This window comes from Halomonas sp. NYA30 (assembly GCF_976980765.1).
The window spans coordinates 2,947,114-2,970,283 of sequence record NZ_OZ334477.1; the positions used below are offsets into that span (position 1 = coordinate 2,947,114).

The 23,170-nt window shown below is 53.0% G+C and carries 18 protein-coding genes and 1 tRNA gene; 4 read left to right on the forward strand and 15 right to left on the reverse strand.

Going from position 1 to position 23,170, the window contains the following annotated elements; genetic code table 11:
- Positions 1-134 precede the first annotated feature (134 nt).
- The 3 genes from ACWI0H_RS13715 to ACWI0H_RS13725 form a co-directional block, all read right to left on the reverse strand.
- The gene (locus ACWI0H_RS13715; protein ID WP_035563314.1) at positions 135-1,805 is read right to left on the reverse strand and encodes an AMP-binding protein; all 1,671 of its coding nucleotides are present in this window, start codon (positions 1,803-1,805) and stop codon (positions 135-137) included.
- A 232-nt stretch (positions 1,806-2,037) separates the two neighbouring features.
- The gene (locus tag ACWI0H_RS13720; protein ID WP_485873716.1) at positions 2,038-2,817 is read right to left on the reverse strand and encodes a class II glutamine amidotransferase; all 780 of its coding nucleotides are present in this window, start codon (positions 2,815-2,817) and stop codon (positions 2,038-2,040) included.
- A gap of 46 nt (positions 2,818-2,863) precedes the next feature.
- Positions 2,864-3,289 carry a hypothetical protein gene (locus ACWI0H_RS13725; RefSeq protein ID WP_339883658.1) on the reverse strand — a complete coding sequence of 142 codons (426 nt, stop codon included), beginning with the start codon at positions 3,287-3,289 and terminating at the stop codon, positions 2,864-2,866.
- Between the two features lie 62 nt (positions 3,290-3,351).
- Here ACWI0H_RS13725 and ACWI0H_RS13730 point away from each other — a divergent pair, with 62 nt between their 5' ends.
- Positions 3,352-5,454, forward strand: coding sequence for a S9 family peptidase (locus ACWI0H_RS13730; protein WP_485873717.1), 2,103 nt, complete (start codon positions 3,352-3,354; stop codon positions 5,452-5,454).
- On the opposite strand, the gene ACWI0H_RS13735 is transcribed toward ACWI0H_RS13730, so the two are convergent.
- The 11 genes from ACWI0H_RS13735 to grxD all read right to left on the reverse strand — a co-directional run bounded on the left by ACWI0H_RS13735 (position 5,423) and on the right by grxD (position 19,136).
- Positions 5,423-5,986, reverse strand: coding sequence for a biliverdin-producing heme oxygenase (locus ACWI0H_RS13735; RefSeq protein ID WP_485873718.1), 564 nt, complete (start codon positions 5,984-5,986; stop codon positions 5,423-5,425). The two genes, ACWI0H_RS13730 and ACWI0H_RS13735, sit on opposite strands and share 32 nt — an antisense overlap.
- The gene (locus tag ACWI0H_RS13740) at positions 5,979-7,460 is read right to left on the reverse strand and encodes a GAF domain-containing protein (RefSeq protein ID WP_336274344.1); all 1,482 of its coding nucleotides are present in this window, start codon (positions 7,458-7,460) and stop codon (positions 5,979-5,981) included. The genes ACWI0H_RS13735 and ACWI0H_RS13740 overlap by 8 nt, the downstream gene beginning before the upstream one ends.
- Positions 7,461-7,467: 7 nt before the next feature.
- Positions 7,468-12,030, reverse strand: coding sequence for an EAL domain-containing protein (locus ACWI0H_RS13745; protein ID WP_485873719.1), 4,563 nt, complete (start codon positions 12,028-12,030; stop codon positions 7,468-7,470).
- A 1,098-nt stretch (positions 12,031-13,128) separates the two neighbouring features.
- Positions 13,129-13,584, reverse strand: a complete 456-nt coding sequence (locus ACWI0H_RS13750; RefSeq protein ID WP_485873720.1) for a YcgN family cysteine cluster protein — start codon at positions 13,582-13,584, stop codon at positions 13,129-13,131.
- A gap of 34 nt (positions 13,585-13,618) precedes the next feature.
- The gene (locus tag ACWI0H_RS13755) at positions 13,619-14,194 is read right to left on the reverse strand and encodes an acyl carrier protein phosphodiesterase (protein ID WP_101147891.1); all 576 of its coding nucleotides are present in this window, start codon (positions 14,192-14,194) and stop codon (positions 13,619-13,621) included.
- A gap of 12 nt (positions 14,195-14,206) precedes the next feature.
- Positions 14,207-14,521 (reverse strand): YcgL domain-containing protein, encoded by a 315-nt coding sequence (locus tag ACWI0H_RS13760; protein WP_485873721.1) that lies wholly within the window; start codon positions 14,519-14,521, stop codon positions 14,207-14,209.
- Positions 14,518-15,654, reverse strand: a complete 1,137-nt coding sequence (gene rnd / locus ACWI0H_RS13765; protein ID WP_485873722.1) for a ribonuclease D — start codon at positions 15,652-15,654, stop codon at positions 14,518-14,520. The genes ACWI0H_RS13760 and rnd overlap by 4 nt, the downstream gene beginning before the upstream one ends.
- A gap of 46 nt (positions 15,655-15,700) precedes the next feature.
- A complete protein-coding gene (recR, locus tag ACWI0H_RS13770; protein WP_485873723.1) occupies positions 15,701-16,306 on the reverse strand; it encodes a recombination mediator RecR in 606 nt (201 codons plus the stop codon).
- 3 nt (positions 16,307-16,309) lie between these two features.
- Positions 16,310-16,636, reverse strand: coding sequence for a YbaB/EbfC family nucleoid-associated protein (locus tag ACWI0H_RS13775; protein ID WP_485873724.1), 327 nt, complete (start codon positions 16,634-16,636; stop codon positions 16,310-16,312).
- Between the two features lie 59 nt (positions 16,637-16,695).
- The gene (gene dnaX, locus ACWI0H_RS13780) at positions 16,696-18,645 is read right to left on the reverse strand and encodes a DNA polymerase III subunit gamma/tau (RefSeq protein WP_485873725.1); all 1,950 of its coding nucleotides are present in this window, start codon (positions 18,643-18,645) and stop codon (positions 16,696-16,698) included.
- 140 nt (positions 18,646-18,785) lie between these two features.
- Positions 18,786-19,136, reverse strand: coding sequence for a Grx4 family monothiol glutaredoxin (gene grxD / locus ACWI0H_RS13785; protein ID WP_008959532.1), 351 nt, complete (start codon positions 19,134-19,136; stop codon positions 18,786-18,788).
- A 210-nt stretch (positions 19,137-19,346) separates the two neighbouring features.
- Here grxD and argF point away from each other — a divergent pair, with 210 nt between their 5' ends.
- A complete protein-coding gene (gene argF / locus ACWI0H_RS13790) occupies positions 19,347-20,267 on the forward strand; it encodes an ornithine carbamoyltransferase (protein ID WP_008959533.1) in 921 nt (306 codons plus the stop codon).
- Between the two features lie 89 nt (positions 20,268-20,356).
- Here the strand turns inward: argF and ACWI0H_RS13795 are convergent.
- Positions 20,357-20,432: transfer RNA gene (locus ACWI0H_RS13795), tRNA-Ala, on the reverse strand.
- Positions 20,433-20,638: 206 nt separating this feature from the next.
- Here ACWI0H_RS13795 and uvrY point away from each other — a divergent pair.
- On the forward strand, positions 20,639-21,289 hold the full coding sequence (gene uvrY / locus ACWI0H_RS13800; protein ID WP_008959534.1) for a UvrY/SirA/GacA family response regulator transcription factor: 651 nt from the start codon (positions 20,639-20,641) through the stop codon (positions 21,287-21,289).
- 40 nt (positions 21,290-21,329) lie between these two features.
- The gene (uvrC, locus tag ACWI0H_RS13805; protein ID WP_176304403.1) at positions 21,330-23,144 is read left to right on the forward strand and encodes an excinuclease ABC subunit UvrC; all 1,815 of its coding nucleotides are present in this window, start codon (positions 21,330-21,332) and stop codon (positions 23,142-23,144) included.
- Positions 23,145-23,170: the final 26 nt, after the last annotated feature.

Here is a 23,170-nt window from a genome sequence, read left to right on the forward strand (position 1 = left end):
ATTTAATTTTGAGCTATAAAAAATCAACCCGCTCAATTGAGCGGGTCTTATACAAAGTTTCTTAGTACAGTTCTATAGTGTAACGCTTTCAGCAGCTCGACGCCTAACCACAGCGCCGAGCCGTCATTTAACGGTCAGGTTTTTGAGGGTTCCTCATCACGCAGCTGGCGGCGGAGCACTTTGCCCACGTTGGTTTTGGGCAGCTCATCTCGAAACTCGATGATTTTAGGCACTTTATAGCCGGTTAGCTCTTTTTTGCACCAGTCACGCAGCGTTTTCTCATCAAGCTGGCTATTTTTGCTCACCACAAACAGCTTAATCGCTTCGCCAGCATTTTCGTCCGGCACACCCACCGCTGCCGATTCAAGAACGTCCGGGTGGGCAGCTACCACATCCTCGACTTCGTTAGGATAAACATTGAAGCCGGAGACCAGGATCATGTCTTTTTTACGATCCACGATGCGAATATAGCCATCATCCTGCAGCACGGCGATATCACCGGTGTGGAACCAGCCATCTTCATCAATAGAAACCCGCGTTTCATCTTCACGCTGCCAGTAACCCTTCATCACCTGTGGCCCTTGAACGCACAGCTCCCCAGGCTCGCCCATTGGCACATTATTGTCATCCGCGTCGACTACTTTGACTGCGGTACCCGCAACCGGCTTACCAATGGTGCCCAACTGAATCGCATCGGTGGGATTGAAGCTTACAATAGGTGATGTTTCCGTTAGGCCGTAACCTTCGGCAATCGGGCAACCGGTGGTTTGTTCCCAGCGCTGCGCCGCTGCTTTGGTGAGCGCCATACCGCCTGAGATAGTTAGCTTTAGTTTAGAGAAATCGAGCTGTTTGAAATCGTCCCGATTACATAGCGCATTAAACAGGGTATTGAGGCCGATGAAAGCGGTGAATGGCAACCCTTTGAGCTCTTTGACAAAACTATCCAAATCACGAGGATTGGTGATCAACAAAGAGTGGTTGCCCGTTTCCATCAAAAATAAGCAGTTAACGGTAAACGTGTAGATGTGATAGACCGGCAGCGGTGCAATGATCAGCTCTTCACCATCGTTTAGATGAGGCCCAATGGCTTCGCGTGCCTGCAGCATATTAGCGATCAAGTTGCGATGTGTAAGCATCGCCCCTTTCGGCATTCCCGTAGTGCCGCCGGTGTATTGAAGCGCAGCTAAATCGTCGGGACTTCTCTTAACCTCAGTGTGATTTAGCGAGGCACCTTTTTTCAATGCATCGCGAAAACCCACCGCACTGGGCAGTGAATAAGCAGGCACCATTTTCTTAACGTGCTTGACCACTGCATTGATTAACCAGCGCTTGGGAACATCGTGTAAGTCGGCTAGCTGGGTGACTAAAACGTGTTTGATATCTGTTTTATCGAGCACTTTCTCCAGCTTGTCGGCCATATTGGCCAAAATCAAAATGGCTTTAGCGTTGGAGTCCTTGAACTGGTTGGCCATTTCCCGCTCGGTATATAGCGGGTTGGTATTCACCACCACCAACCCCGCCCGAAGCGCGCCAAATACCGCCACCGGAAACTGCAGTACGTTAGGTAGCTGGATCGCAATCCTATCTCCGGGGACAAGGTCGGTTTCGTGTTGAAGCCATGCGGCGAAGTCTGCTGACAGGCGGTCAAGGTCGGCGAAGGTTAGCGTTTTCCCCATGCAGGAAAATGCAGGTTTGTCCTTAAAACGTTCTACTGCGGTATGAAAAACATCCGTGACTGAATCATATTGATCCAACCCTTCAAGCGCTGGGCCACGTAAAACGGCGGCGTTGGCGTGTTCGCTCATGGGCAATCTCCGCTATCAATGTCGGCGTGCTCACCGACCTTGTTGTTGTCGCTAGGCTAATGTCGCAAAGTACAGGTGTCACAAAGTACAGACGCCCAACAATATACGACCCACGACAGGCTGTAAAACGATCGATTGAAACTTACGTTTCAACTTTAGCCCTAGTACTGGGTAGGTAAAAATCATGGTTCCTACCATTAACGTAAGTCACTAAGTCTATTATGGACACCCTTTATGGACAGTATCGCGCCTGGATTTCTCCATCCCGCCAAACCAATAGCTCTCCTGGCACCATACGTTGCCACGCTTCATTATGGGTAAGCGGCTCAGTGGCAATGACCGAAACGATATCGTCTGGGGTGGTGTGTTCGGCAAAATTTACCGTCATTTCTGCATCGGAGAGTTCCGCATCGCCAAAAGGCGCGCAGCGGGTGATGTGAGCCAGCTTGGTGGCGCAAAACGTATATAAATAGCGGCCATCCGAGAGCAGCATATTGAATACGCCCAACGCCCTTAGCTGCTCACATAACTGGTGCAAGCGCTCCCAAAGCTCTTCGGGTTCCGCAGGTTGGGTAGGAAACTCACGGCGAAGTTCTCCCATTAACCAGCAGTAGGCGTGTTCACTGTCAGTGCTACCAACCGGGATGTAGTTCCCTAACGCTAGACTCTCCCAGCCACTTAATTGGCCATTATGCGCATAGCACCAGGGACGCCCCCACATTTCACGGGTGAAAGGATGGGTATTGGCAAGCTTTACGCCGCCCACATTCGCTTGACGAATGTGACTGATCACCACGTTAGACTTAATGGGATAGTCGCAAATTAGCCGCGCAATGGGCGAATCGACCGAGGGGTGAGGGTCACGAAAATCGCGGTAACCGCCCTCTTCATAGAAGGCGATGCCCCATCCATCACGATGGGGGCCGGAGCCCCCACCACGATGCAAAAAGCCCGAAAAGCTAAAACAGATATCGGTAGGCACATTGGCGCTCATGCCAAGCAGTTCACACATACGCTTCACACATGCTTAAACACCGAACAGTTGGTTAAGGGGCCCATTAACCAATCACCGGTTCACGACGACGAGAAGGCGGCTGGTCATCATGAGGTTTCTCTTCTTGTGTCACGTACTCAGCATTGCTAGAACGACGCCACCACCACAGAGCGACACCAATAAGTGCGCCTAGCGCCATACCCAACACCAGCCACATCAGCCCGCCACGCAGCGCTGAACCGTTATTTTCTAAAAAGCCAACCGCTGCCACCATCGCCGAAGGTGCCCAACCGGTATAGAATTCACCCTCTTCAATCAACGGCAACCGGAAACTGGCGGGTGTCCATATCGCTCCAGCGACAGCCCAGGTCATCACTAAGCGCGGCAAGCGAGGCAGGAAAGTAAACGCAAAGTAGACCGCGACAATCACTAACAGCGACAGACCGTAATAACTCAACCACAACAGTGACGTTGAATTTGCAAACAGCATAATACCCCTCATGTGGGTGAACTCACCCGACGTTGATTTCCCGTTATGGTACCTATCAATTTATGAAAGCACAGCTAGGCATACAATCAGGCTTACCCGCTGCGCGATATTATCGCGCTAATGACCCGCAATGGCACTGGTTAGAAGAGCGCGAAAACACTGAAGTGAGCGACTTTTTAGAAGCCGCCAACCAGCAACAAGCCGATTGGTTTACCCCGCTAGCCCCGCTAGAAGAAGCGTTATACCAGGGCCATCTAGCGCGGCGCGAATTAGCCATCACCAGTCTTAAGACACCACTTGATCACTTTACGTTCTGGAGCGAGACCGGCGCCAAAGACGACTACCCAAGCTGGTGGCGTCACCCCAATAACCAACCTGAGCAATATGAATGCTTCTTCGATGTTAGCGCCCGCGCCGCCGAGCATGACTTTTACGACATGGGCGACATGGCGCTTTCACCCGACGAGCAGTGGCTAGCGTGGACAGAAGATACCCAAGGCGATGAACGGTTCACGCTCTGGTTGAAAGCCTTGCCTAACGGATCACCCGTTCAACTGCTTAGCGATATTGGCGCTGGCCTATGCTGGGCAGAAGATCAAACGGCCACCACAGCCACCCTACTCTTTACCCGCTTTGATGACACTCAGCGCCCCGATAGCGTATGGCGCATACCGCTACGCCTGGATAACCCCAGCGTCTCACTAGCGCCTGAACTGGTGCTGCGCGAGGAGGATCCAGAGTTTTGGATTGGCATTGGAAAAACACGTTCACGTTCATGGCTGCTGCTCGAAAGCGGCTCAAAGGACACCAGTGAGATTCACTTGCTGCCAGCACATACGCCGACAGCAACGCCGCTCTGTATCCAGCCCCGCCAGGCCGGCGTCGAGTACAGCATCGACCATCGCCCAGGCAGCTTTTATCGCCTGCATAATCAGGCAGGCGCTCATTTTCAGCTTGATTTTCTGCTGGAAAGCCAGCTTGGCCAGCGTCAATTGAGCTGGCTAACCTTAATCGCTCACCGGGAAGAGGCCACGCTTGAAGGCGTTGATGCGTTCTCCTGGGGTCTGATGCTGGGTGAGCGCGACCATGACCAAGCGCAGGTGCGTTTAAGGCGATTAGTGTTTGACGCGCAGCATGCCTGCACATTGGATGAGTATCTTGCCCTACCCGAACAGCCATGTTCACAACTGTTGGAAGATGCACCGCACTTTGATAGCCAGATACTGCGCTTGCGCGAAGAGTCGTTTACCCAGCCACCCAGTTGGTTCGCGCTTGATCTCACCAGCGGCGAACGCACGCTGCTCAAACGTGTGCCCGTTTACGGCAATCTTCAGCCTGAACAATTAATCAGTAAGCGTCTATGGGCCACCAGCCATGACGGCGAGCAGGTACCGGTATCGGTGGTCATGCGCGCCGACCTAGCGGATCAGCCTTTACCCACGCTGCTGTATGGCTACGGTGCTTATGGCGAGGCGCTAGATCCTTGGTTCTCTATCGCCCGGTTAGAGCTACTCGAACGTGGCGCAGCTTTTGCTGTTGCTCACGTTCGAGGTGGCGGTGAGCGCGGTGAACCCTGGTATTTAAACGGCAAGATGGCCCATAAGGAAAACAGCTTCCATGATTTCCTGGCAGCGCGCGAGGCACTGGTTGAGCAAGGCGTTAGTGATCCGCGGCATGTCGTTGCCTATGGCGCTAGCGCCGGCGGGCTACTGGTTGGCACCTGTATAAACCGTGCGCCTGAGGCTTTCTGCGCTGCCTTGCTTGATGTGCCCTTCTTGGACGTACTGCGTACGATGCAGAATCCGGAACTCCCACTGACGACAGCAGAGTACAGCGAGTGGGGGAACCCCGACGACCCAGAAGTGGCCGAACGAATAGCCGCGTACTCCCCCATCGACAATATCAAGGCGCAGGCTTACCCAGCGTTATGGATTGAAGGCAGTTGGTTTGATACCCGAGTCAGCTACTGGGAGCCAGCCAAATTTTATGCCCAGGTCTCACTACAGCAACAGGGTTCAGCGCCGGTGCTAATGCGTACGGATATGAGCAGCGGACACGGTGGCTCATCCGGGCGTTTCAAAGCCTGGCGCGATACGGCGCGGCAAGATGCGTTTATTCTTTGGGCGCTGGGCCTTAACACTCAACCCTCTCCAGCTCCTGCATAAAGAGCATGAAGGCCTGCTGTGCCCCCGCCAACACAGCAGGCCAGGTAGCGGTCGGGCAGTGATGCTCAGCGAAACGCCAGAAGTCGGCCCACTGGGCCTCCTCTAAAGGGTGAGTAGTCAAAAAACGCAGCGGTACCTGATTTCCCATCACGCGCTTAACGTGTCGAGCAATCATGGCGCCCCCCAAACGCGACCCTTCCAACACATAGAGCATGCCTACGATGCTCGCCATACTCTCAGGTAGTGAAACGCCGTGGGGTGCGCTCACCTGATGGCCTAATTGATCAATATCCGCCCTCAGCAGCGCTGCTCGTTGAGTGAGGGGGTAGTGAGCACCGTGAGCGATTAAACCAATGCTCAACACCTCTTCTAAGCTGGCTATCGGCACATAAAGGGCGCTTAACGCAGTGGCATATTCTGGCAGGGTTAAATCCTGCTTAAGCAGCGGCTTCAACGCGGGGTGCTGATCCACTCGACGATGGTCTGCCCGTGTTTCACGCTTCAACCATTCGCTAAGCGTTGGATTACTCATCCGTTGTCCAGCTGAATGACTTTGCCTGTTGAAGTAAGGCACGAAGTTTCAGCAGGTAGATACGAGTACTGGAAAACCAGGGCCTGCTGTGACCCACACGCTGCTCCACCCAGGCTTCAAATGACCGTCTCGGGGCAATCGCACTGCTGCCATTGCGATAGTCGACAGGTTTATCTGGATTGCCGCCCCAAGTGACTTCATAGAGGTGTTCCAGTCGGCAAAGATAGAGATTAACGCTGTGATACTGATCCAGAGGTAAATCACTAACGACTGCAACGCCCGCAATCTCACTCAATGGCATATCAGCACAATCGCGCTGTAGATTATCGCTTATCCATACGGACGACGTTTCAAACCTGGCCGCCTCGGCTACAACACCCACAGCGCTCGCCGATAATACGACCCCTCTTTGATGGTACTCATGTCCGACCTGCAAAATAACACCATCAGCATTAAACGTTTCCATTAGCCAACGACTCAATTCGGGCCAAGCGCTCTCTAACTCACCATGGCGCATCAGTACCGCTTTGGCTTGGTCAAACTGGCGCTGCAATCCATCCAGTATCTGTAACCGCCGACGTGCTTTATAGTCGCGAAGACGTAAATTAAAGGCTTCTGAAAGCGCACTCATGGCCTGTAACTGGCTAACCGTTAACTGTTTTGGTACCGCACTGTGGCAAGAGATCAGCGCATCAAGTTCACCTGACTGGGTGATGGGGAGAGAAATAGCCGAGCCAACGCCCATATTGGCCATATACTCTTGATGAACAGGCGATACGCTGCGCAGATCAGTCCAGGTAAGATTGGGATGTGATGACTCGGCACGCCCAACAATGGCCGAGGGTTCAGCGCTGGCGTGGGGTATAGAGCGCCATGGATTTTGTAAGTAGAGCTGACGTGCCACCTGTGGAATATCGCTGGCGGGGAAACGCAGCCCTAAGTAGCTACCATCCACCTCCGGCTGACGGGCTTCCGCCGTTACTTCACCGTCGCCTTCCGGCATAAAGCGGTAATAGTGCACTCTATCGAAGCCGCTTAAGGCCAGCAGCGCCTCTAATAGTTGCTGGCACTGGATTTCCAGCGCTTGGCGATCTTCTGGTACAGGATAGGCCTCCCCTGTCATAGGCATCAGGTCAGCATGAGCATCCACTGGGTAAAGCTCATAGATCAGCTGTTCGCCGTTATGACTGATGATCACATCAAACTCTTGCTGCCCAATATTCCCCTGGCCAATATAGCGCTCCCCCTGATTAAGGGGTGGGGCGATATTGTGAACCTCCTCAAGAAATTCGGGCAGCGGTTGGTCTAGTAGCTGTTCAATACGCATATCTAAAGCGAGTAAGCTTGCCAAATTAGCCGATACATGGCTGACACGTCCTTGAAGATCACTCACCACCAGCGCCCCGTGAGCCTGAATGGCGCCGGAAAGATGCAACTGCTCCTGCTCACACTGCTCGATAAACCCGTCTTGCATCGCCACGTTAGGAATTCCTTTCCTTGTCATCGTTGCTTGAAGGCAAAGCATAGGCCGCTACTAACACGGTAAACTCAGCCAGCGGTAGAGGTCTTGATAATAAATACCCTTGAACGTAATCACAGCCATTAGCGGTCAACCAACTCAGTTGAGCCTGAGTTTCCACCCCCTCCCCCACGGTGCGGATATTGAGCGCTTTGGCCATGCCCAAAATCGCCAACGCAATCGCTTGGTCACTCTCATCAGCATTACCTAGGCCGTCGACAAAGCTTTTGTCTATTTTCAGCTCAGCCAGCGGTAACCGTTTTAGATACGCCAGAGAGGAGTAGCCAGTGCCAAAATCATCGACCGCCAGCTTGATGCCAGCTTCACGCAGTTTTTCAATATTGCCTAATGCCGCGCTCGAGCGGTCCACCAGCGTACTTTCGGTAATCTCTACCTGGATAAGCTCGTGGGGGACACGGTACTGCTTTAAACAGGTAAACAAATGGGAGATGAAACGCTCTTCCTGAAAGCTGCGGGCAGAGACATTCATGGCCACTGGCGGCGGGCAGATACCGTCAGCAAGCCATTGCGCCAACTGATTAACCAACAGCAGCGCAACATGCCGATCCAGCTCTAAAATCAAGCCTGTTGCTTCTGCGACAGGGATAAAATCGGCAGGACTTACCGCGCCCAGTACCGGATCATTCCAACGCAGTAACGCCTCGGCTCCCACTATCTGATTGGGAGAAGCGCTGGTAAATTTAGGCTGATAGACCAAGTGCAAACGACCTTGCTCCATGCCTTCTCGCAAGGCGTGCTCTATGGCGACGTCTCGCATCAAGCGCTCTTGCAGCTCGGGTTTGAATAGCTCAAAACGGTCACGACCGTTCTCTTTAGCACGGTACATGGCCGTATCGGCAGCTTTGGTGAGGCCTGCCACATCTTCACCGTCATCGGGGCAAAAAGCTAGGCCAACACTTGAGGTGACGAATAGCGAATGACGGCGAACTTCAAAAGGTTTGGAAAGCGATTCAACTATCCGCTTGGCCACCTGTTCGGCACCTTCAATCGTGGTTTCCGTGACGATAATGGTAAATTCATCGCCCCCCAATCGGGCTACGGTGTCCATCTCTCTCACCAGCTCACGCAACCTAGCAGCCACTTGAATCAGCAGCTCATCACCAACGTCATGACCCAAGGTATCGTTAATGCTTTTAAAGTTATCCAGGTCTAGAAACATTAGCGCGCTGATTTGATTATTGCGTTTAGCGTGGGCAATGGCGACCTGAAGGCGGTCTTGAAACAACGTCCGATTGGGGAGGCCTGTCAACGCATCGTGAGTGGCTAAGTACTCCGCGTGCTGCTGAGACTCTTTAATGTGCGTGATATCCGAGAATACGGCCACATAGAGCATTTCTTCATGGCTATCCGGCTCAATACTGTTCAGCGTCAACCATTGTGAAAACAGCTTGCCATCATGTCGGCGGTTCCACACCTCTCCTTGCCAAAAGCCATTATGCTGAACTAGCTCCCATAAAATATGGCAGGTGGACGCAAGCTCAGTATCCATCCCATTTTCTTGTTCGCTGTATATAAGCGGCAGCGCCGGGGTGCCCAGTACCTGTTGAGCGGAAAATCCGGTAATCCGTGAGAAGGCGGCATTAACTGATTGGACATTACCTAACGCATTAATGACAACAATGGCCTCACCCGCCTGCTCGTAGACTTTGGCGGCCACCTGCATTTCCCGCTCGGCCTGCTTGCGCGACGTAATATCTTCCGCTTCTGTCAGGATCAGGTGTGGGTGGCCTTGCTCATCGCGTAAGACTTGATGAACCGACGAGAAAATACGCACGCCGCCGTCAGGCGTGGTCAACACGTGTTCCGCTTTTACCATGCGCTGATAGCGCAGTGCCTCAAGGTCACATGTCCACAGAGAACTAGCATAGGGTTCCGGAAATAATTCAAAGGGTGTATGGCCTACAAGTTCATTCTGGGACAAGCCAAACGTGTTTAAAAACTGGGGATTAGCAAACGTGTAGTGACCATTGAGATCCTTGAGCGCCATCATCACCGTGCTATTTTCCATCAGTGCGTTCAACTGCGCCTGGGATTGGCGTAATTTGGCCTGCACATGGCTAAGGTCGGTGATGTCCATCAACGTCACGATCAATAGCTCTACCTTGCCATCTCGACTAACGCCTGGCGTCAATACTCGCTGTAACAACCGCCCTTCAACTTCAACCACATCCTCTTCCGGCATCCCACTGGTCATAACGCTGGCAAGCTGCTGTTCCAAATTATTGAGTGCAGACGGAAGTTTTAACCCCCCCACGTGCCGCTGAAGGGCCGTAGGTCGAAAGTTGAAATAGCGTGCGGCTGGAGCGTTATAGCGCTTCAAGCAGTGGTCGGTATCAAATACCAGCAGCGGAAAATCAAGTGCATCATAGAGGTAGGTGTACTCTTCGTTAAGCTTCGTCAGCTCACCGGTTTTAACATTGAGTTCTTCATTAAGGCTTATCAGCTCTTCATTAGTAGCTTGAAGCTCTTCGTTGGCGGCCTCCATCTCTTCATTAGTGGCCTGCAACTCTTCATTGGACGCCTGGGCCTCTTCATTAAGCGACTGCATCTCTTCGTTGGCCGTGGCCAGCTCTTCAATTAGCGCCTGGAGATGTTCACGGGTAGCCACCAGCTCATCTTCTAAGCTATTTCCTTTTTCCGTTGGCAGCGGCTCCATTAGCCGCTCTAACGACACATCGGTTGCTGGAACAGCTTCAGTAATGGGATTCGGCGTTAGAATCACCAGAAGACGGCTGTCGTCATCGCTCTCCAGCGACCGCACACTGAGCCGCCACCAGCGGTCTTCAAAACGCCGACGGCGGCCTACCTGAGGCTCCCGCAGTTTCTGGAACTGATGCAACATCGTCATCAGCTCTCCGCGAAACACCGGACTAATCACATCGCTGATGCCTACTTGCGTGCGACCAGCAGGAAAATGTAAAAATTTAGCGACGTCACCCGCTGTATGCAGCACGCTTCCTTGGGTATCGCACAAGGCAACAGTTGCTTCCATATGGGAAACCAGCCCATCTAACAATTGCTGCATATCGCGATCACGCCGACGTAAAGGCTGACTCTCCCCACCCCCTTGCGATGAACGCACGGCTACTTCGCGGCTTTCACCCTGTTTGCGGAACAGACGTTCACGTCTATTCAGCGGCGTAAATAAACTTTCGGTTTGGGCGATACTTTCCGAGCGCCCTAGAAAAAGCACTCCTTTGGTTCTGAGTCCAAAATGAAAGCGCTGCAGCACCCGCGCCTGCAACTCATTATTGAAATAGATCAACACGTTACGGCAAGAAACCAGGTTCAATCGCAAAAATGGGGGGTCGTTGACCAAATTATGTTTGGCAAACACGACCATATCGCGCAGCTCTTTGTTGACCTCGTACGTATGCTCGTCAGCAGTGAAGTAACGCTCCACCCACTCGGACGGCAACGCTTCAAGGGCAGCCGCTATATAGCGACCGCGTCGAGCGATCTCCAAAGCATCTTCGTCGATATCGGTAGCAAATATCTGCACTACACGGCTGAACTCGCCATGCCGCCGCTTGGCTTCGGCAATCATTAACGCAATCGAGTAAGCCTCTTCCCCCGTTGCACAGCCCGCCACCCATATCCGAATTGGCTCACGACCTGCCTCTTGGATAAGGCTATTCACAGCCCCATCCAAAGCATCAAATGCGGACCTGTCGCGTACAAATGCCGTTACCGAAATTAAAATATCGCGACCTAGCTGCTCTAATTCTGCAGCATCAGACTCCACCAATGCTAAATACTGATGCATATCGGCAACATTTGTAGCAATCAAGCGCCGCCTGATCCGTCGACTTAACGTGCCTTTTTTATAGCCGGAAAAATCTAGCTTTCGATGCTCTTTTAACAATGCTAATAAGCGTTCTGGTACGTAGGCCTGATTATCCTCAATGCCTGAACGTTCAAGGCGAGATAGATCAGCCAACCGTGACGCCATGAACTCTACATCCAATACATAATCAATGACGCCGGCATCCAGCGCCGATTGCGGCATGCCGTTGTATTTAGCGCTGGCTGGCGTTTGCACCATCGTGATGCCACCGGCCGCCATAATAGCGCGTAAGCCAGCCGTACCATCAGAACCGGTGCCTGACAGCACAATCCCTACCGCAGACTCATGAGCGTCCGCCGCTAGCGAGATAAAAAATTCGTTAACCGACGGTTTTGGCCCAACGTGAGGTCTTATGGGGGTGGTATAAAAAACCCCCTCTTTAATAAGAGCATTGGTATTCGCAGGCACCACATAGATTACGCCCGCTTCTGGGGTTTGATTATCTTCAAAGAGCTGGACTCTTAAACGGGTCTCTCGGCTTAAAATGTCGACCAGCATACTTTTATGCTTCGGAGATACATGCTGTAACACGACATAAGCCAGTGGCATGTCCGGATCAAGCGGCTTTATCAACTTTGAAATGGCTTCTAACCCGCCAGCAGAGGCGCCGATACCCACCACGAGTGGAGGGATGGGAGGAAAGCTGGCAGCGGTCATGAGAATCCTTACAAGGGGTAACAGTCTCCACTCAGTTTACACACCTTACTGCGCAAAGCGACATTTTCAGAAGTCGAACCAGCCCAATAACCACCTGTTTTTTAATGCAGATTACATTCGTATTTGCTACTGCTTTTAGTTTAGCTTTAGACATTCGCTGTGCACCTGGGCAACCCCAGCTAATCAGCCAAACTTAACTTCAAATATAGAAATTTAGTGATGGCAAACTAAAATGGCGTAAAGCGACGGGGCTAGCACTCGCCACGAACGCCTTTTATGCGCTATTCCACAACGCTCTCGACGCCACTAATTACGCAATTTCTTTATTAAGTGGACACACGTGCCTTCCAAACCAAGCAGTTCCGATACTTATGATGGCTGCGTTTTGTCTGTGGGTCGGTGCACATAGGCACTGTCAGCGGCGCATTTTGCAGCTTGCCGGGCTGTTGTTTTTATGGGGTTATTGGCTTCATTACTTTAGCGGCTCACTTTGGCTGGCCGGTGCGTGCATGGCTACCGCGAGCAATTGAGTTAATCACCGACTTGCTCTGCTTTTGGTTAGGTATCGCGATACTGTTGGTAAGTCGACGCATTCCTCATTTGAAAACGTCGTTAAGCAGTAAGAGCAACTAACGGCGTTTAACTGTGATGTATTTCAAGGCTACCTATTTGCTCCACCGATGCCCATCGAGGCTTTGCAGGTATGGTTGGCAGAGCACTTTCAGACTAATTAAAATTAACTAAAAAGCACTTTTCTGTGTTGTTCTCAAGCGTATCGTCTGCACACCAGCCATTTATGAAAATATTTTCCAGAAAATATTCACTCGCTCACACTACTGCGTCATACTACACCTTAGTCGCATACACCAACGTCCAATCTCAATTTATAAGCCCAATGCTTATGACAGATCTTTAGGAGTCAGCAGAAACCATGAAATACCAAGATCACTTCCCGACAATTTGGGACGCTCCTCGTAAAACTAGCGCCAAACCCGCTAGCCAGGCGCCAGCTAAAAAAGCACTTTTACCGGTTAAAGAAGCGTTTTTATCTATTTGGGATACCCCAAAGCGCCAGCCCAGCGCTTAAAATGTAAGGGATTACATCGGCAGCACGGCAATGATGTGTGACTCCAGCTGCTGCTCAGGTACCTCATCTTGAGAAACAGCAAAACCACGCACACTGACGCCTTTACGATGTACCCGTTCGGCGTCATTGCTTAACAGCGGATGCCAGCCTGCCAGCTTGCGCCCTTCTGCCACCCGACGGTAGCCACAGCTTTGTGGTAACCAGGTGAACTCTTTTACCAAGGCGGGGGTAAGCTGGGTGCAGTCCGGCACCGTTTTAAAACGGTTCTCATAATCGCTGCACTGGCAGCTATGTATATCCAGCAGGCGGCAAGCCACGTTTAGCACTGCCAGTTCCTGGGTATCTTCGTCGTGCAACTTTAACAGGCAGCACTGCCCACAGCCGTCGCATAGCGCTTCCCACTCCTGGGGCGTCAACTCTTCTAGGGTATAGCGCTCCCAAAAACGCTCGCGCATCGCGGTTTCCATCGTTTTCTCCTTCACTACCACACAGAAACACGTCCTATGGTGGTGTATCAGTGTGGCTTAATTCTGCCAACAGCGCCGGCCATAAAGCCTGAAAATCGTCCTCTAGCGCTTGGTAATCGTCGTGCAGCCAGGGTACCAGAGCGGCAAGCTGATTCGGGCCAGACAATCGCTGGCCGATTCCCGCCACGGCGCGGCAGGTAAACGCAAAATCAGCGTAGCCTCTTAACCAATCGTGCTCGACAAGTGATGGCACCATGCCCGCCAGCCGGTTCGGCGCAGAGCGTGCTAAGAGCAGTCGATAGCAGCGTTTTACAATCACTTCCTGGTCAGCCTGCCCCGCCGTATCACGGGCTAGAAAATGGTCCCACACCATGTCGAGCGCAATGCCCGCATAGCGGCGCTGAGCAGGCGGGGCGCGTCGCCGCGCATTCACAACGCTCGGATGACTATCCACCCAGGCATCCACCCGGCGATGATGGCGAATGCCTAGCGCCGTGGCCGCGGGCCAATCACTTAAGTCACGCCCTTTAACCCCATCGGCAATTAAATTGCCGTAGAGAAAATCATCGCTACCCGCCCTGACGAGCCAAGCATGGGCAAGAAAATTCATGTAAAGCTAACGCTACTCATCGTCAGAACGCATATTAGAATGCGAGGCCACATGGGCGCGATGCATGTCGAGCAAGTAGGCCTCTTTAGGCGGCGGCATCTGTAAATAAAAGCCTTTATCGTTAATACCTTCGACCACATCAGCCGCATTAACACGTGACAACTTTTTATCAGCCGTTAGCAGCATGGTAAAAACCAACACCGGCTTACCAAACGTTTCCAGCAGTGGCGCTGGAATATCTGCCAATCCTTGACGTTTATCTACGTACAAATACATTTCATCTTTACGCGAGCTTTTGAACACCTCGCAAATCAGTTTGTCGCTCATGATGGTCGCTCCTCAAGGGCCTGGGCCAGCGCAGCATTCAAATACTCTCCCCGCCAACCGCTCGGCCAGGTGCAAGGCTCGCCCGCCAAGTCCTGCATCACCAGTGTTTCAATATCACGGCGGCGCAGCAGCATTTCCGGTGCCACACCTAAGTCATTGGCTTTCGCCGTCACCGCTTTTTTGAGTGCCTTAAAGCGTGACTTGAACGATGGATGCATCGGGTCTGGCCAACGTGTCGGCAGTGACGCTTCACCGCAATGTTGCGCCTGCTTCACCATTGCCAAAAGAGCATCACCCTCTTTTTTAATTAGCACCGGCTTAACGCCTTCCACTTCAGCGAGCTCGAAGCGGTTGCTGGGCATCTTTTCGGCGATGGCGAACAGTAACTTATCGCTAATGAGCCAATTGCGTGGCAAATCGCGACGGCGAGTTTCGCCTTCACGCCACGTAGTCATCAGCCGATACGCTTCCATTTGACGGGGCAGTAAGCGCCATAATTGGCGTTGACGGGTATACCACTGCTGATCGTTATCAACGCTACGGCCGGCCTGCTCAATCAAGCTAGCGCACTCAGCATCCACCCACTCGCGACGGCCTAGCGCAGTGAGCTTTTCAGCCTGTAGCGCCCAGACTTTTAATAAATAGATAACGTCCAGCGCGGCGTAATGGCACTGCGCAGGCGACAGCGGACGCACTAGCCAGTTTGAGCGTGTTTCCTCTTTAGGCAGCGTTTCACCGACCCAAAATTCGACCAGCTTTTGATACCCCATTCCTGGATTTTCACCCAAAAAGCCTTGTACTACCTGGGTATCAATTAAAGGTACGGGTAACACCCCTGCCCAGTGCTGAAAAACTTCCAGGTCCTCGCTACAGGAGTGGAGCAACTTAATCGCACTGTTTTGCAGCAGAGCACGGAATTTATCAGTACACGGGACAGCCACAGGATCAATTAGATAAGCCTCTTCACCCGCGGTGAACTGAATCAACGCAGGCACTGGAAAGAACGTATTCTCTCGGAAAAACTCGGTATCCAGAGCAATCACAGAAGCATCGGCTACTTGATCGCACGCAGCATCAAGCGCCTCTGGAGTATCAAGCCATTGAAAAGAGGGAGTAAGAGAGGACAAAAGCATTCTTCCAAGTTGGCGCAAGCGCTAAAGCGCTTGCGTTTAGATAGGCTTATTCGCTGGCAAAAGGCAGGCGACCATTAAACGCGCGACTCAAGGTGCCGCCATCAACATACTCCAGCTCACCGCCCATCGGGACGCCATAGGCAAGCCGCGAGAGTTTGACGCCATATTCTGCTAACTGCGAGGCAATATAGTGAGCTGTCGCCTCCCCCTCGATAGTAGGGTTCGTCGCCAACACCACTTCTTCGACGAGCCCTTCTGCGACACGTGCTTCTAACAAATCCAAACCAATCGATTCTGGGCCAATGCCATCTAACGGTGAGAGGTGGCCGTGCAGCACAAAGTAGCGGCCTTTAAAGCCGCCGGCCTCTTCAATCGCTAGTTGATCGGCAGGTGACTCCACCACACACAGCAACGCATCATCGCGGCGTGGGCTTTCGCACAGCATGCAAATATCGGCTTCAGTGAGTGTGCGGCAACGTTGGCAATAGCCCACTTCTTCAATGGCTTTTTGAATAACCGCAGCGAGTCGCTGCCCCCCTGGGCGTTCACGCTCAAGCAGGTGCATCGCCATACGTTGAGCCGTTTTAGGCCCAACGCCTGGCAGTACGCGAAAAGCATCCATCAACTGCTCAACGAGAGGAGAAAAACGCATTGCTTAGAACGGCATCTTAAAGCCGGGCGGAAGGTTCAAGCCAGCGGTCGCTGCTTCCATTTTTTGTTTAGAGCTAACTTCCAATTTGCGCACCGCATCGTTGACTGCCGCGGCTAACAAATCTTCCAAAAGCTCTTTGTCTTCTTCCATAACACTGGGGTCAATGGTCACGTTTGACACGTCGTGCCGACCATTCATAGTGACCTTGACCATACCGGCTCCCGCCTCGCCCTGCACTTCGGCTTTGGCGACTTCTTCCTGGGCTTGCTGCATTTTTTCCTGCATCTCTTGGGCTTGTTTCATCAAGTTGCCCATTCCACCTTTAAGCATGGTCTAGTCTCCAACGTGGTTAAAAGATAGGTCAATATTGCGATGATAGGTGAGACAGCTTAGCGCATTTCATCGGCTGGCTTAACGCTGGATTCTATCAGCTTTGCCCCAAACGCCTGCTGTAATTTCTGTACATGGGGGTCGTGATTGAGTAGATCAACCGCCTGGGCATGACGCTCTTGATTAAGACGCTCTTCGCGCTGCCTAGGTGTTTCCAGGCTATTAGACAACTCAGCCACGTAAAACGCTATTCGCCGCGGCATGCCCTGCTCTTTCAGCGCCCGCTCAATACGTGTTTGGTGCACCTCCGCCTGCATGGCCTCCTGGCTAGGGTCCAGGCGAAGGGTCAACAGCGTGCCATCATCACTTTCGACCAGACAGTTGCCGGCCAGGTTGCGCGTCAAACCGCCCAGCCCGAGTGCCTCAAAACATTGCAACCATTTTGCGTTGTCCAGCATACCAGCCGGGGCCACCGAAGCAGGTTCCTCCTGCGCAGGAGCAGGGTCTGCTGTCAACTCTGGCACTGGCGGCGAAACCGGTTCCGGCGCTGTTGTTGATTCCGCGACAGGCGCTGGATCAACCATAGCCGCAGGCTCTGGGCCTTGATCAGGCGCGCCAACCTCTGACGATGATGTTTCATTCTCGACAACCCAAGGGGGTGGCTCTTGTAACGGCGCCTCCTCTTCAGCGACAGGTAGGGCTTGGGGCTCGGCTTGGGGTTCTGGCTGCGCTTCTGGCGTGGGCTGTTCTTCTGGAATGGTCTGAATGTCAGGCGTTGTTTTCGTTTCTGGCGTGGGCGCTGATGAAACCGTGGCCGGCGCGGGAACGTGAGCATTCGTTTCTGACGCTGCCTCACCTGTAGGCTCGCGACGCAGGGGCAGCGGTGTACGCGGCGGTTTCGGTACGCCTTGAGGACGAAACGCCAGCATGCGCAGCAGCGTCATCTCCAGGGCGCTGCGCAGATCCGGTGCGTGCACCATATCCCCGCGGCCCTGAATACCGATTTGGTAATAGAGCTGAATGTCCTCGGCGGTAAAGCGGCTCGCTAGATGTAGGATAACATCGCGGTCGCCGTGACTATTATCAACCGCATCCGGCACCATTTGCGCCACCGCCAAGCGGTGCAGAATGCTGGAAAGCTCATCCAGCACCGCGGCAAAATCAGGGCCTTGTTCTGCCAACTCAGCCACTTCGGCCAGTAAGCGCTGCACATCCACATCGGCCAGGGCTTCTGCTAGCCCAAGAATATGACGATGATCCAAGGTGCCCAGCATGGCAGCCACATCCGCATGGCGAACCGCCCCCTGGCCAAACGCGATGGCTTGGTCGGTCAGGCTCATGGCATCGCGCATTGAACCTTCGGCCGCTTTACCCAGCAGCCACAACGCGCTCTCATCAAATGCAACGCCCTCTTCCCCTAGTACGTAAGTGAGGTGCTCCACTACGCGCTCAGGTGGCATATGCTTGAGGGTAAATTGCAGGCAGCGCGAGAGCACCGTCGGCGGCAACTTTTGCGGATCGGTGGTCGCCAGTAGGAATTTAACGTGAGGAGGCGGCTCTTCAAGCGTTTTCAGCAGCGCATTAAAGCTGCTGGTGGAGAGCATGTGCACCTCATCAATCAGGTACACCTTGTAGCGCCCTTGGGTCGGCGCGTACTGAACGTTATCGAGTAGCTCGCGGGTATCTTCCACCTTGGTTCGAGAGGCTGCATCGACCTCAATCAGATCAACAAAGCGTCCTTCATCAATAGCTTGGCAGCTATCGCACTGCCCACAGGGGGTAGAGGTAATGCCTTCATCACCACGCCCGTTGGCCGTGCAATTCAAACATTTGGCGAGTATGCGCGCCAAGGTGGTTTTACCCACCCCACGGGTACCTGTAAAAAGATACGCATGATGTAAACGCCCCTGGTCAAGGGCATTTACCAAGGCGCGTTGAACATGGGCCTGACCAACGAGTTCGTGGAATGTGCGGGGTCGCCACTTGCGGGCCAGAACCTGATAGCTCATGAAGCTGTACTTCCTTCAGCGGGCTAACTTACCTCGCGCTGAAGACAGCGCAAGGTAAGTGCCACGGTGCATAACAATGTGTCATTCTAACGGTTGCACCATAGCCCGCCAACCGCTTAGGGCGGAGTGCTCAACAACACTTAAGCGTTGTCACCACCCTCTGCAGCACCAGCGCGCTCGGCAGCTGCTTTCACCAGTTTTTCCAGCTCACCGTTTTGATGCATTTCCACCACGATGTCACAGCCACCGACTAGCTCGCCTTCTACCCATAACTGAGGAAATGTCGGCCAGTTAGCAATCTTAGGCAGTTCCGCGCGGATGTCCGGGTTATCCAGAACATTAACGAATGCAAAGCGCTCACCGCAGCTCATCAAGGCTTGCACGGTCTGGGCGGAAAACCCGCACTGAGGCAACTGTGGCGACCCTTTCATGAAAATAAGGATCGGGTTTTCGCTGATTTGACGCTGAATGTTTTCGGCGGTAGTGCTCATACTATTTCCTCGCTTATTGATGACCGATGCTTAACTACTCCGTTGCTTAGCTACGTAGCACTTAAATCTAGCATTTGGACGTAGCACTAGAAAAAGTACCTGAGTAGAGCGCTCGGCTTTAACGTGTGGGTCTATTCTACGCATGCCGTTCGCGTTGCGCATCCCCTGCTGCATAGCTAGGATAGTGTTTTTGCGCGGAGAGAAGCTCTTATGGCGACACGCCATTTCCTAACGCTGTTGGATTTGACCCCGGATGAGCTGGATTATTTGATCCAGCGCGCCATTACCATCAAGACCAACCTTAAAGCCCAAGGCCCTGTTTATACACCCTTACCCAACCGCACCCTGGCGATGATCTTTGAAAAATCGTCAACACGTACGCGTGTTTCATTCGAAACGGGCATGGCACAGTTTGGTGGTCACGCGCTATTTCTCTCCCCTCGCGACACCCAACTAGGCCGCGGCGAGCCGATCGAAGATACCGCTCGCGTACTGTCGGAAATGGTCGATGCGGTAATGATCCGCACCTTCTCCCACGCAGGCCTGGAGGCCTACGCCAGCGCCAGCAGCGTGCCGGTTATTAACGCTCTGAGTGATGACTATCACCCCTGCCAGTTGCTAGCCGACGTAATGACCTGGACCGAGCTACGCGGCAGTGTAAAGGGACGCACGGCAGTATGGATTGGTGATGGCAATAACATGTGCCACTCCTGGATCAATGCGGCCCGTCAGTTCGGTTTTCATTTGCGCATATGCTGCCCGAAAGGCTACGAGCCACGCGCCGACATCATGGCGGCCGCTGGTGACCAGATAACATTGCTGCATGACCCGCAAGCAGCGGTCAAAGACGCCGACCTGATCACCACCGATGTCTGGGCCTCCATGGGCCAAGAAGAAGAACAGGCCAAACGTGAGGCGGATTTCGCTGGCTTCCAGGTAACCGAAGCGATGCTTGATCAGGCGAATCAAGAGGTGCTGTTCCTGCACTGCCTGCCAGCACACCGCGGAGAAGAGATCAGCCAGACGCTGCTTGATGACCCCCGCGCCGTTGTTTGGCAGGAAGCCGGTAACCGCCTACATGCACAAAAAGCGCTGATCGAGTTCTTACTGCTGGGCAGGGTTGCTGAGTAATCTTTACTGGAGACGAAAAAAAGCCTCGTTTAATCAACGAGGCTTTTTTCTATAATCTTGATAAATATTATCAGGATTATATTTAATTTTGGTGGAGCCTAGCGGGATCGAACCGCTGACCTCAACACTGCCAGTGTTGCGCTCTCCCAGCTGAGCTAAGGCCCCACATGCTGCTCTTTTCGACAGCGAGGCGGATACTACGATGAACATTTACCTCGGTCAAGTTTTTGAACCACCAGCGTTGACTAATTCTCCTTTGCCGCCAGCTGTGGCACTCTATATGTCGTTAGCAAGATATGTAGTCAGCAATATAAAGTAGCGTACAAGGCCAACGCCTGAGCCCACGATGTTTCCATGCAGGAGCCTATCCATTGATCAGTGTACTTATCGCCGATGATCATCATTTAGTAAGAACCAGTATTGCGCACCTGCTAAACGAAGAGTGTGACATTAAAATTGTGGGCGAGGTCGACGACGGTGAAAATGCAGTGACACAGTGTCGCCATTTGAAGCCCGACATTGTGCTAATGGATATACGCATGCCGGGCATCGGCGGGCTGGAAGCGACACGCCGCATTCACCGCACAATGGAGGACGTCAAGGTATTGATCTTGACCGCGCACATGGAAGACAGCGTACTGCGTCGCATGCTGGAAGCTGGTGCCTCAGGATTTTTAAGCAAAGGCGCAGACGCAATAGAGATGACCGACGCCATACGCCAAGTATTTCATGGTCGGCGATATGTCAGTCAGGAAATTGCGCAACGCTTAGCCCTTTCACACTTTACCAATGAGGATAATCCGTTTAGCCACCTCTCCCACCGTGAGCTACAGATTGCCCTGATGATTGTTAACTGCCAACGCGTACAAGACATCTCAGATCGCCTGCACTTAAGCCCTAAAACAGTAAATACCTATCGCTATCGACTGTTTGATAAACTACAGATTGCTACTGACGTTGAGCTCACTCATTTAGCGCTCCGCCACGGGTTAGTCGAGGGGTTTGACGCCGCCCAGATATAACTCAATTTTCCCTGCTGTTATCGGGTACCGACACGCTGATATGACCTTTGATGCAAAACAGTTTCTAAGCTCGGTAAGTACCTCTCCTGGTGTTTATCGTATGCTTGATGAACAAAGCAACACGCTCTATGTGGGCAAAGCAAAGCGCTTAAAAGCGCGTCTTGCCAGCTATTTCCGTGGCCAGCTGAATACCAAAACCCAGGCCATGGTCGGACGCATCGCCGACGTTCAGGTCACCGTGACGCGGACTGAAACTGAAGCCCTGTTGCTCGAACAGACGCTGATTAAGCAACTGCGTCCGCCCTACAACATTTTGTTGCGCGATGATAAGTCCTACCCCTTTGTCTTTGTCACCGACCGTCACCCTTACCCGGCACTTGAGTATAAACGCGCTCGTCAACGTAGCGACGATGGTCGCTATTTAGGCCCTTACCCCAGCAGTGGTGCGGTACGGGAAAGCCTAGCGCTGATGCAAAAAATATTTCATATTCGGAACTGCGAAGACAGCGTGTTTGCGCACCGTTCGCGCCCCTGTTTGCAGTATCAAATTCAGCGCTGTAGCGCTCCTTGCGTCGACTATATCTCCGCCGAGGATTACCAGCGCGATGTTGAACATGCGGTGATGTGTTTGGAAGGCAAAAGCGAAAATGTCACCCAAGAATTGATGGAGGCAATGGAAGCGGCCAGCCAAGCGCTGAACTTTGAGGAAGCCGCTCGCCTACGCGATCAAGTTCAGCAGCTGCGACAGCTTCAGCAGCGTCAGTTTGTCGATACAGGCGGTGGTGATGCAGATATTTTTGCCTTGGCACAGCGACCCGGCGCGCTAGGCGTTTCTGTTCTCAGTGTTCGCGACGGACGCCTGCTGGGGGCACGCCATCACACGCCAAAAAACGACCTCGATCTCCCGCTAGAGACACTGCTCACTGAAGTGGTTAGCCAATATTATTTTGGCCAACCGCATAACGTTCCTAGCGAAGTCATTACCAGCCACCCACTCGACGATAGTGAGCTGATTGCCGAAGCGTTGACGCAGCAGGCGGGTAAACGCATCCGCGTCACCAGCCAAGTCCGCGGCCACCGCGCCCAGTGGCAACAGCTTGCGATTACTAACGCGGAGCAGCAATTGGCATCGCAGCTTGCCAATCAAACGCAACTTACTCAGCGCTTTACCGCGCTACAAAAAGCACTCGGCTTGGAAGAAACGCCTCAACGCCTGGAGTGCTTTGATATCAGTCACAGCCATGGCGAAGCGACGGTTGCTTCTTGCGTGGTGTTTGATCATCAAGGCCCACGTAAAAGCGACTACCGCCATTTCCGCATTGAAGGGGTGGCCGCAGGTGATGACTACGCCGCCATGCAACAAGCGCTCACACGGCGCCTTAAACGGGTGAAAAGTGGGGAAGCGGTAGCCCCCGACATATTGATCGTTGACGGTGGCAAAGGACAGCTCAACATGGCACGCGAGGTGTTTAAAACGCTTGAGATCACCAATATCATTCTATTGGGCGTCGCCAAAGGCACCACGCGTAAAGCGGGGCTTGAAAGCCTATTTTTGGAAACAGCGGACAATCCGCTTGATTTGGATCCGGCCTCACCGGCCCTGCATTTAATCCAACACATTCGCGATGAGTCACACCGTTTTGCCATTGCTGGCCACCGCGCCCAGCGCGATAAAGCGAGACGTACTTCGACACTTCAGGATATTCCGGGCATCGGCCCCAAGCGCAGGCGTGAGCTGCTGCGCTTCTTTGGCGGCCTGCAGGGGGTGCAAAAGGCTAGCCGCGATGAACTCGCCCGCGTTCCAGGTATTAATGCCTCGCTAGCCGAGAGCATTTACCGGGCGCTCAATGGATAAACCGCCTCTTGGCATAGATGCTATCG

Bases quoted from the DNA above. Each gene is read 5' to 3' on its own strand.
- ACWI0H_RS13715 (WP_035563314.1), bottom strand. From the start codon at position 1,805: ATGAGCGAACACGCCAACGCCGCCGTTTTACGTGGCCCAGCGCTTGAA.
- ACWI0H_RS13720 (WP_485873716.1), bottom strand. From the start codon at position 2,817: ATGTGTGAACTGCTTGGCATGAGCGCCAATGTGCCTACCGATATCTGT.
- ACWI0H_RS13725 (WP_339883658.1), bottom strand. From the start codon at position 3,289: ATGCTGTTTGCAAATTCAACGTCACTGTTGTGGTTGAGTTATTACGGT.
- ACWI0H_RS13730 (WP_485873717.1), top strand. From the start codon at position 3,352: ATGAAAGCACAGCTAGGCATACAATCAGGCTTACCCGCTGCGCGATAT.
- ACWI0H_RS13735 (WP_485873718.1), bottom strand. From the start codon at position 5,986: ATGAGTAATCCAACGCTTAGCGAATGGTTGAAGCGTGAAACACGGGCA.
- ACWI0H_RS13740 (WP_336274344.1), bottom strand. From the start codon at position 7,460: ATGCAAGACGGGTTTATCGAGCAGTGTGAGCAGGAGCAGTTGCATCTT.
- ACWI0H_RS13745 (WP_485873719.1), bottom strand. From the start codon at position 12,030: ATGACCGCTGCCAGCTTTCCTCCCATCCCTCCACTCGTGGTGGGTATC.
- ACWI0H_RS13750 (WP_485873720.1), bottom strand. From the start codon at position 13,584: ATGGAAACCGCGATGCGCGAGCGTTTTTGGGAGCGCTATACCCTAGAA.
- ACWI0H_RS13755 (WP_101147891.1), bottom strand. From the start codon at position 14,194: ATGAATTTTCTTGCCCATGCTTGGCTCGTCAGGGCGGGTAGCGATGAT.
- ACWI0H_RS13760 (WP_485873721.1), bottom strand. From the start codon at position 14,521: ATGAGCGACAAACTGATTTGCGAGGTGTTCAAAAGCTCGCGTAAAGAT.
- rnd (WP_485873722.1), bottom strand. From the start codon at position 15,654: ATGCTTTTGTCCTCTCTTACTCCCTCTTTTCAATGGCTTGATACTCCA.
- recR (WP_485873723.1), bottom strand. From the start codon at position 16,306: ATGCGTTTTTCTCCTCTCGTTGAGCAGTTGATGGATGCTTTTCGCGTA.
- ACWI0H_RS13775 (WP_485873724.1), bottom strand. From the start codon at position 16,636: ATGCTTAAAGGTGGAATGGGCAACTTGATGAAACAAGCCCAAGAGATG.
- dnaX (WP_485873725.1), bottom strand. From the start codon at position 18,645: ATGAGCTATCAGGTTCTGGCCCGCAAGTGGCGACCCCGCACATTCCAC.
- grxD (WP_008959532.1), bottom strand. From the start codon at position 19,136: ATGAGCACTACCGCCGAAAACATTCAGCGTCAAATCAGCGAAAACCCG.
- argF (WP_008959533.1), top strand. From the start codon at position 19,347: ATGGCGACACGCCATTTCCTAACGCTGTTGGATTTGACCCCGGATGAG.
- uvrC (WP_176304403.1), top strand. From the start codon at position 21,330: ATGACCTTTGATGCAAAACAGTTTCTAAGCTCGGTAAGTACCTCTCCT.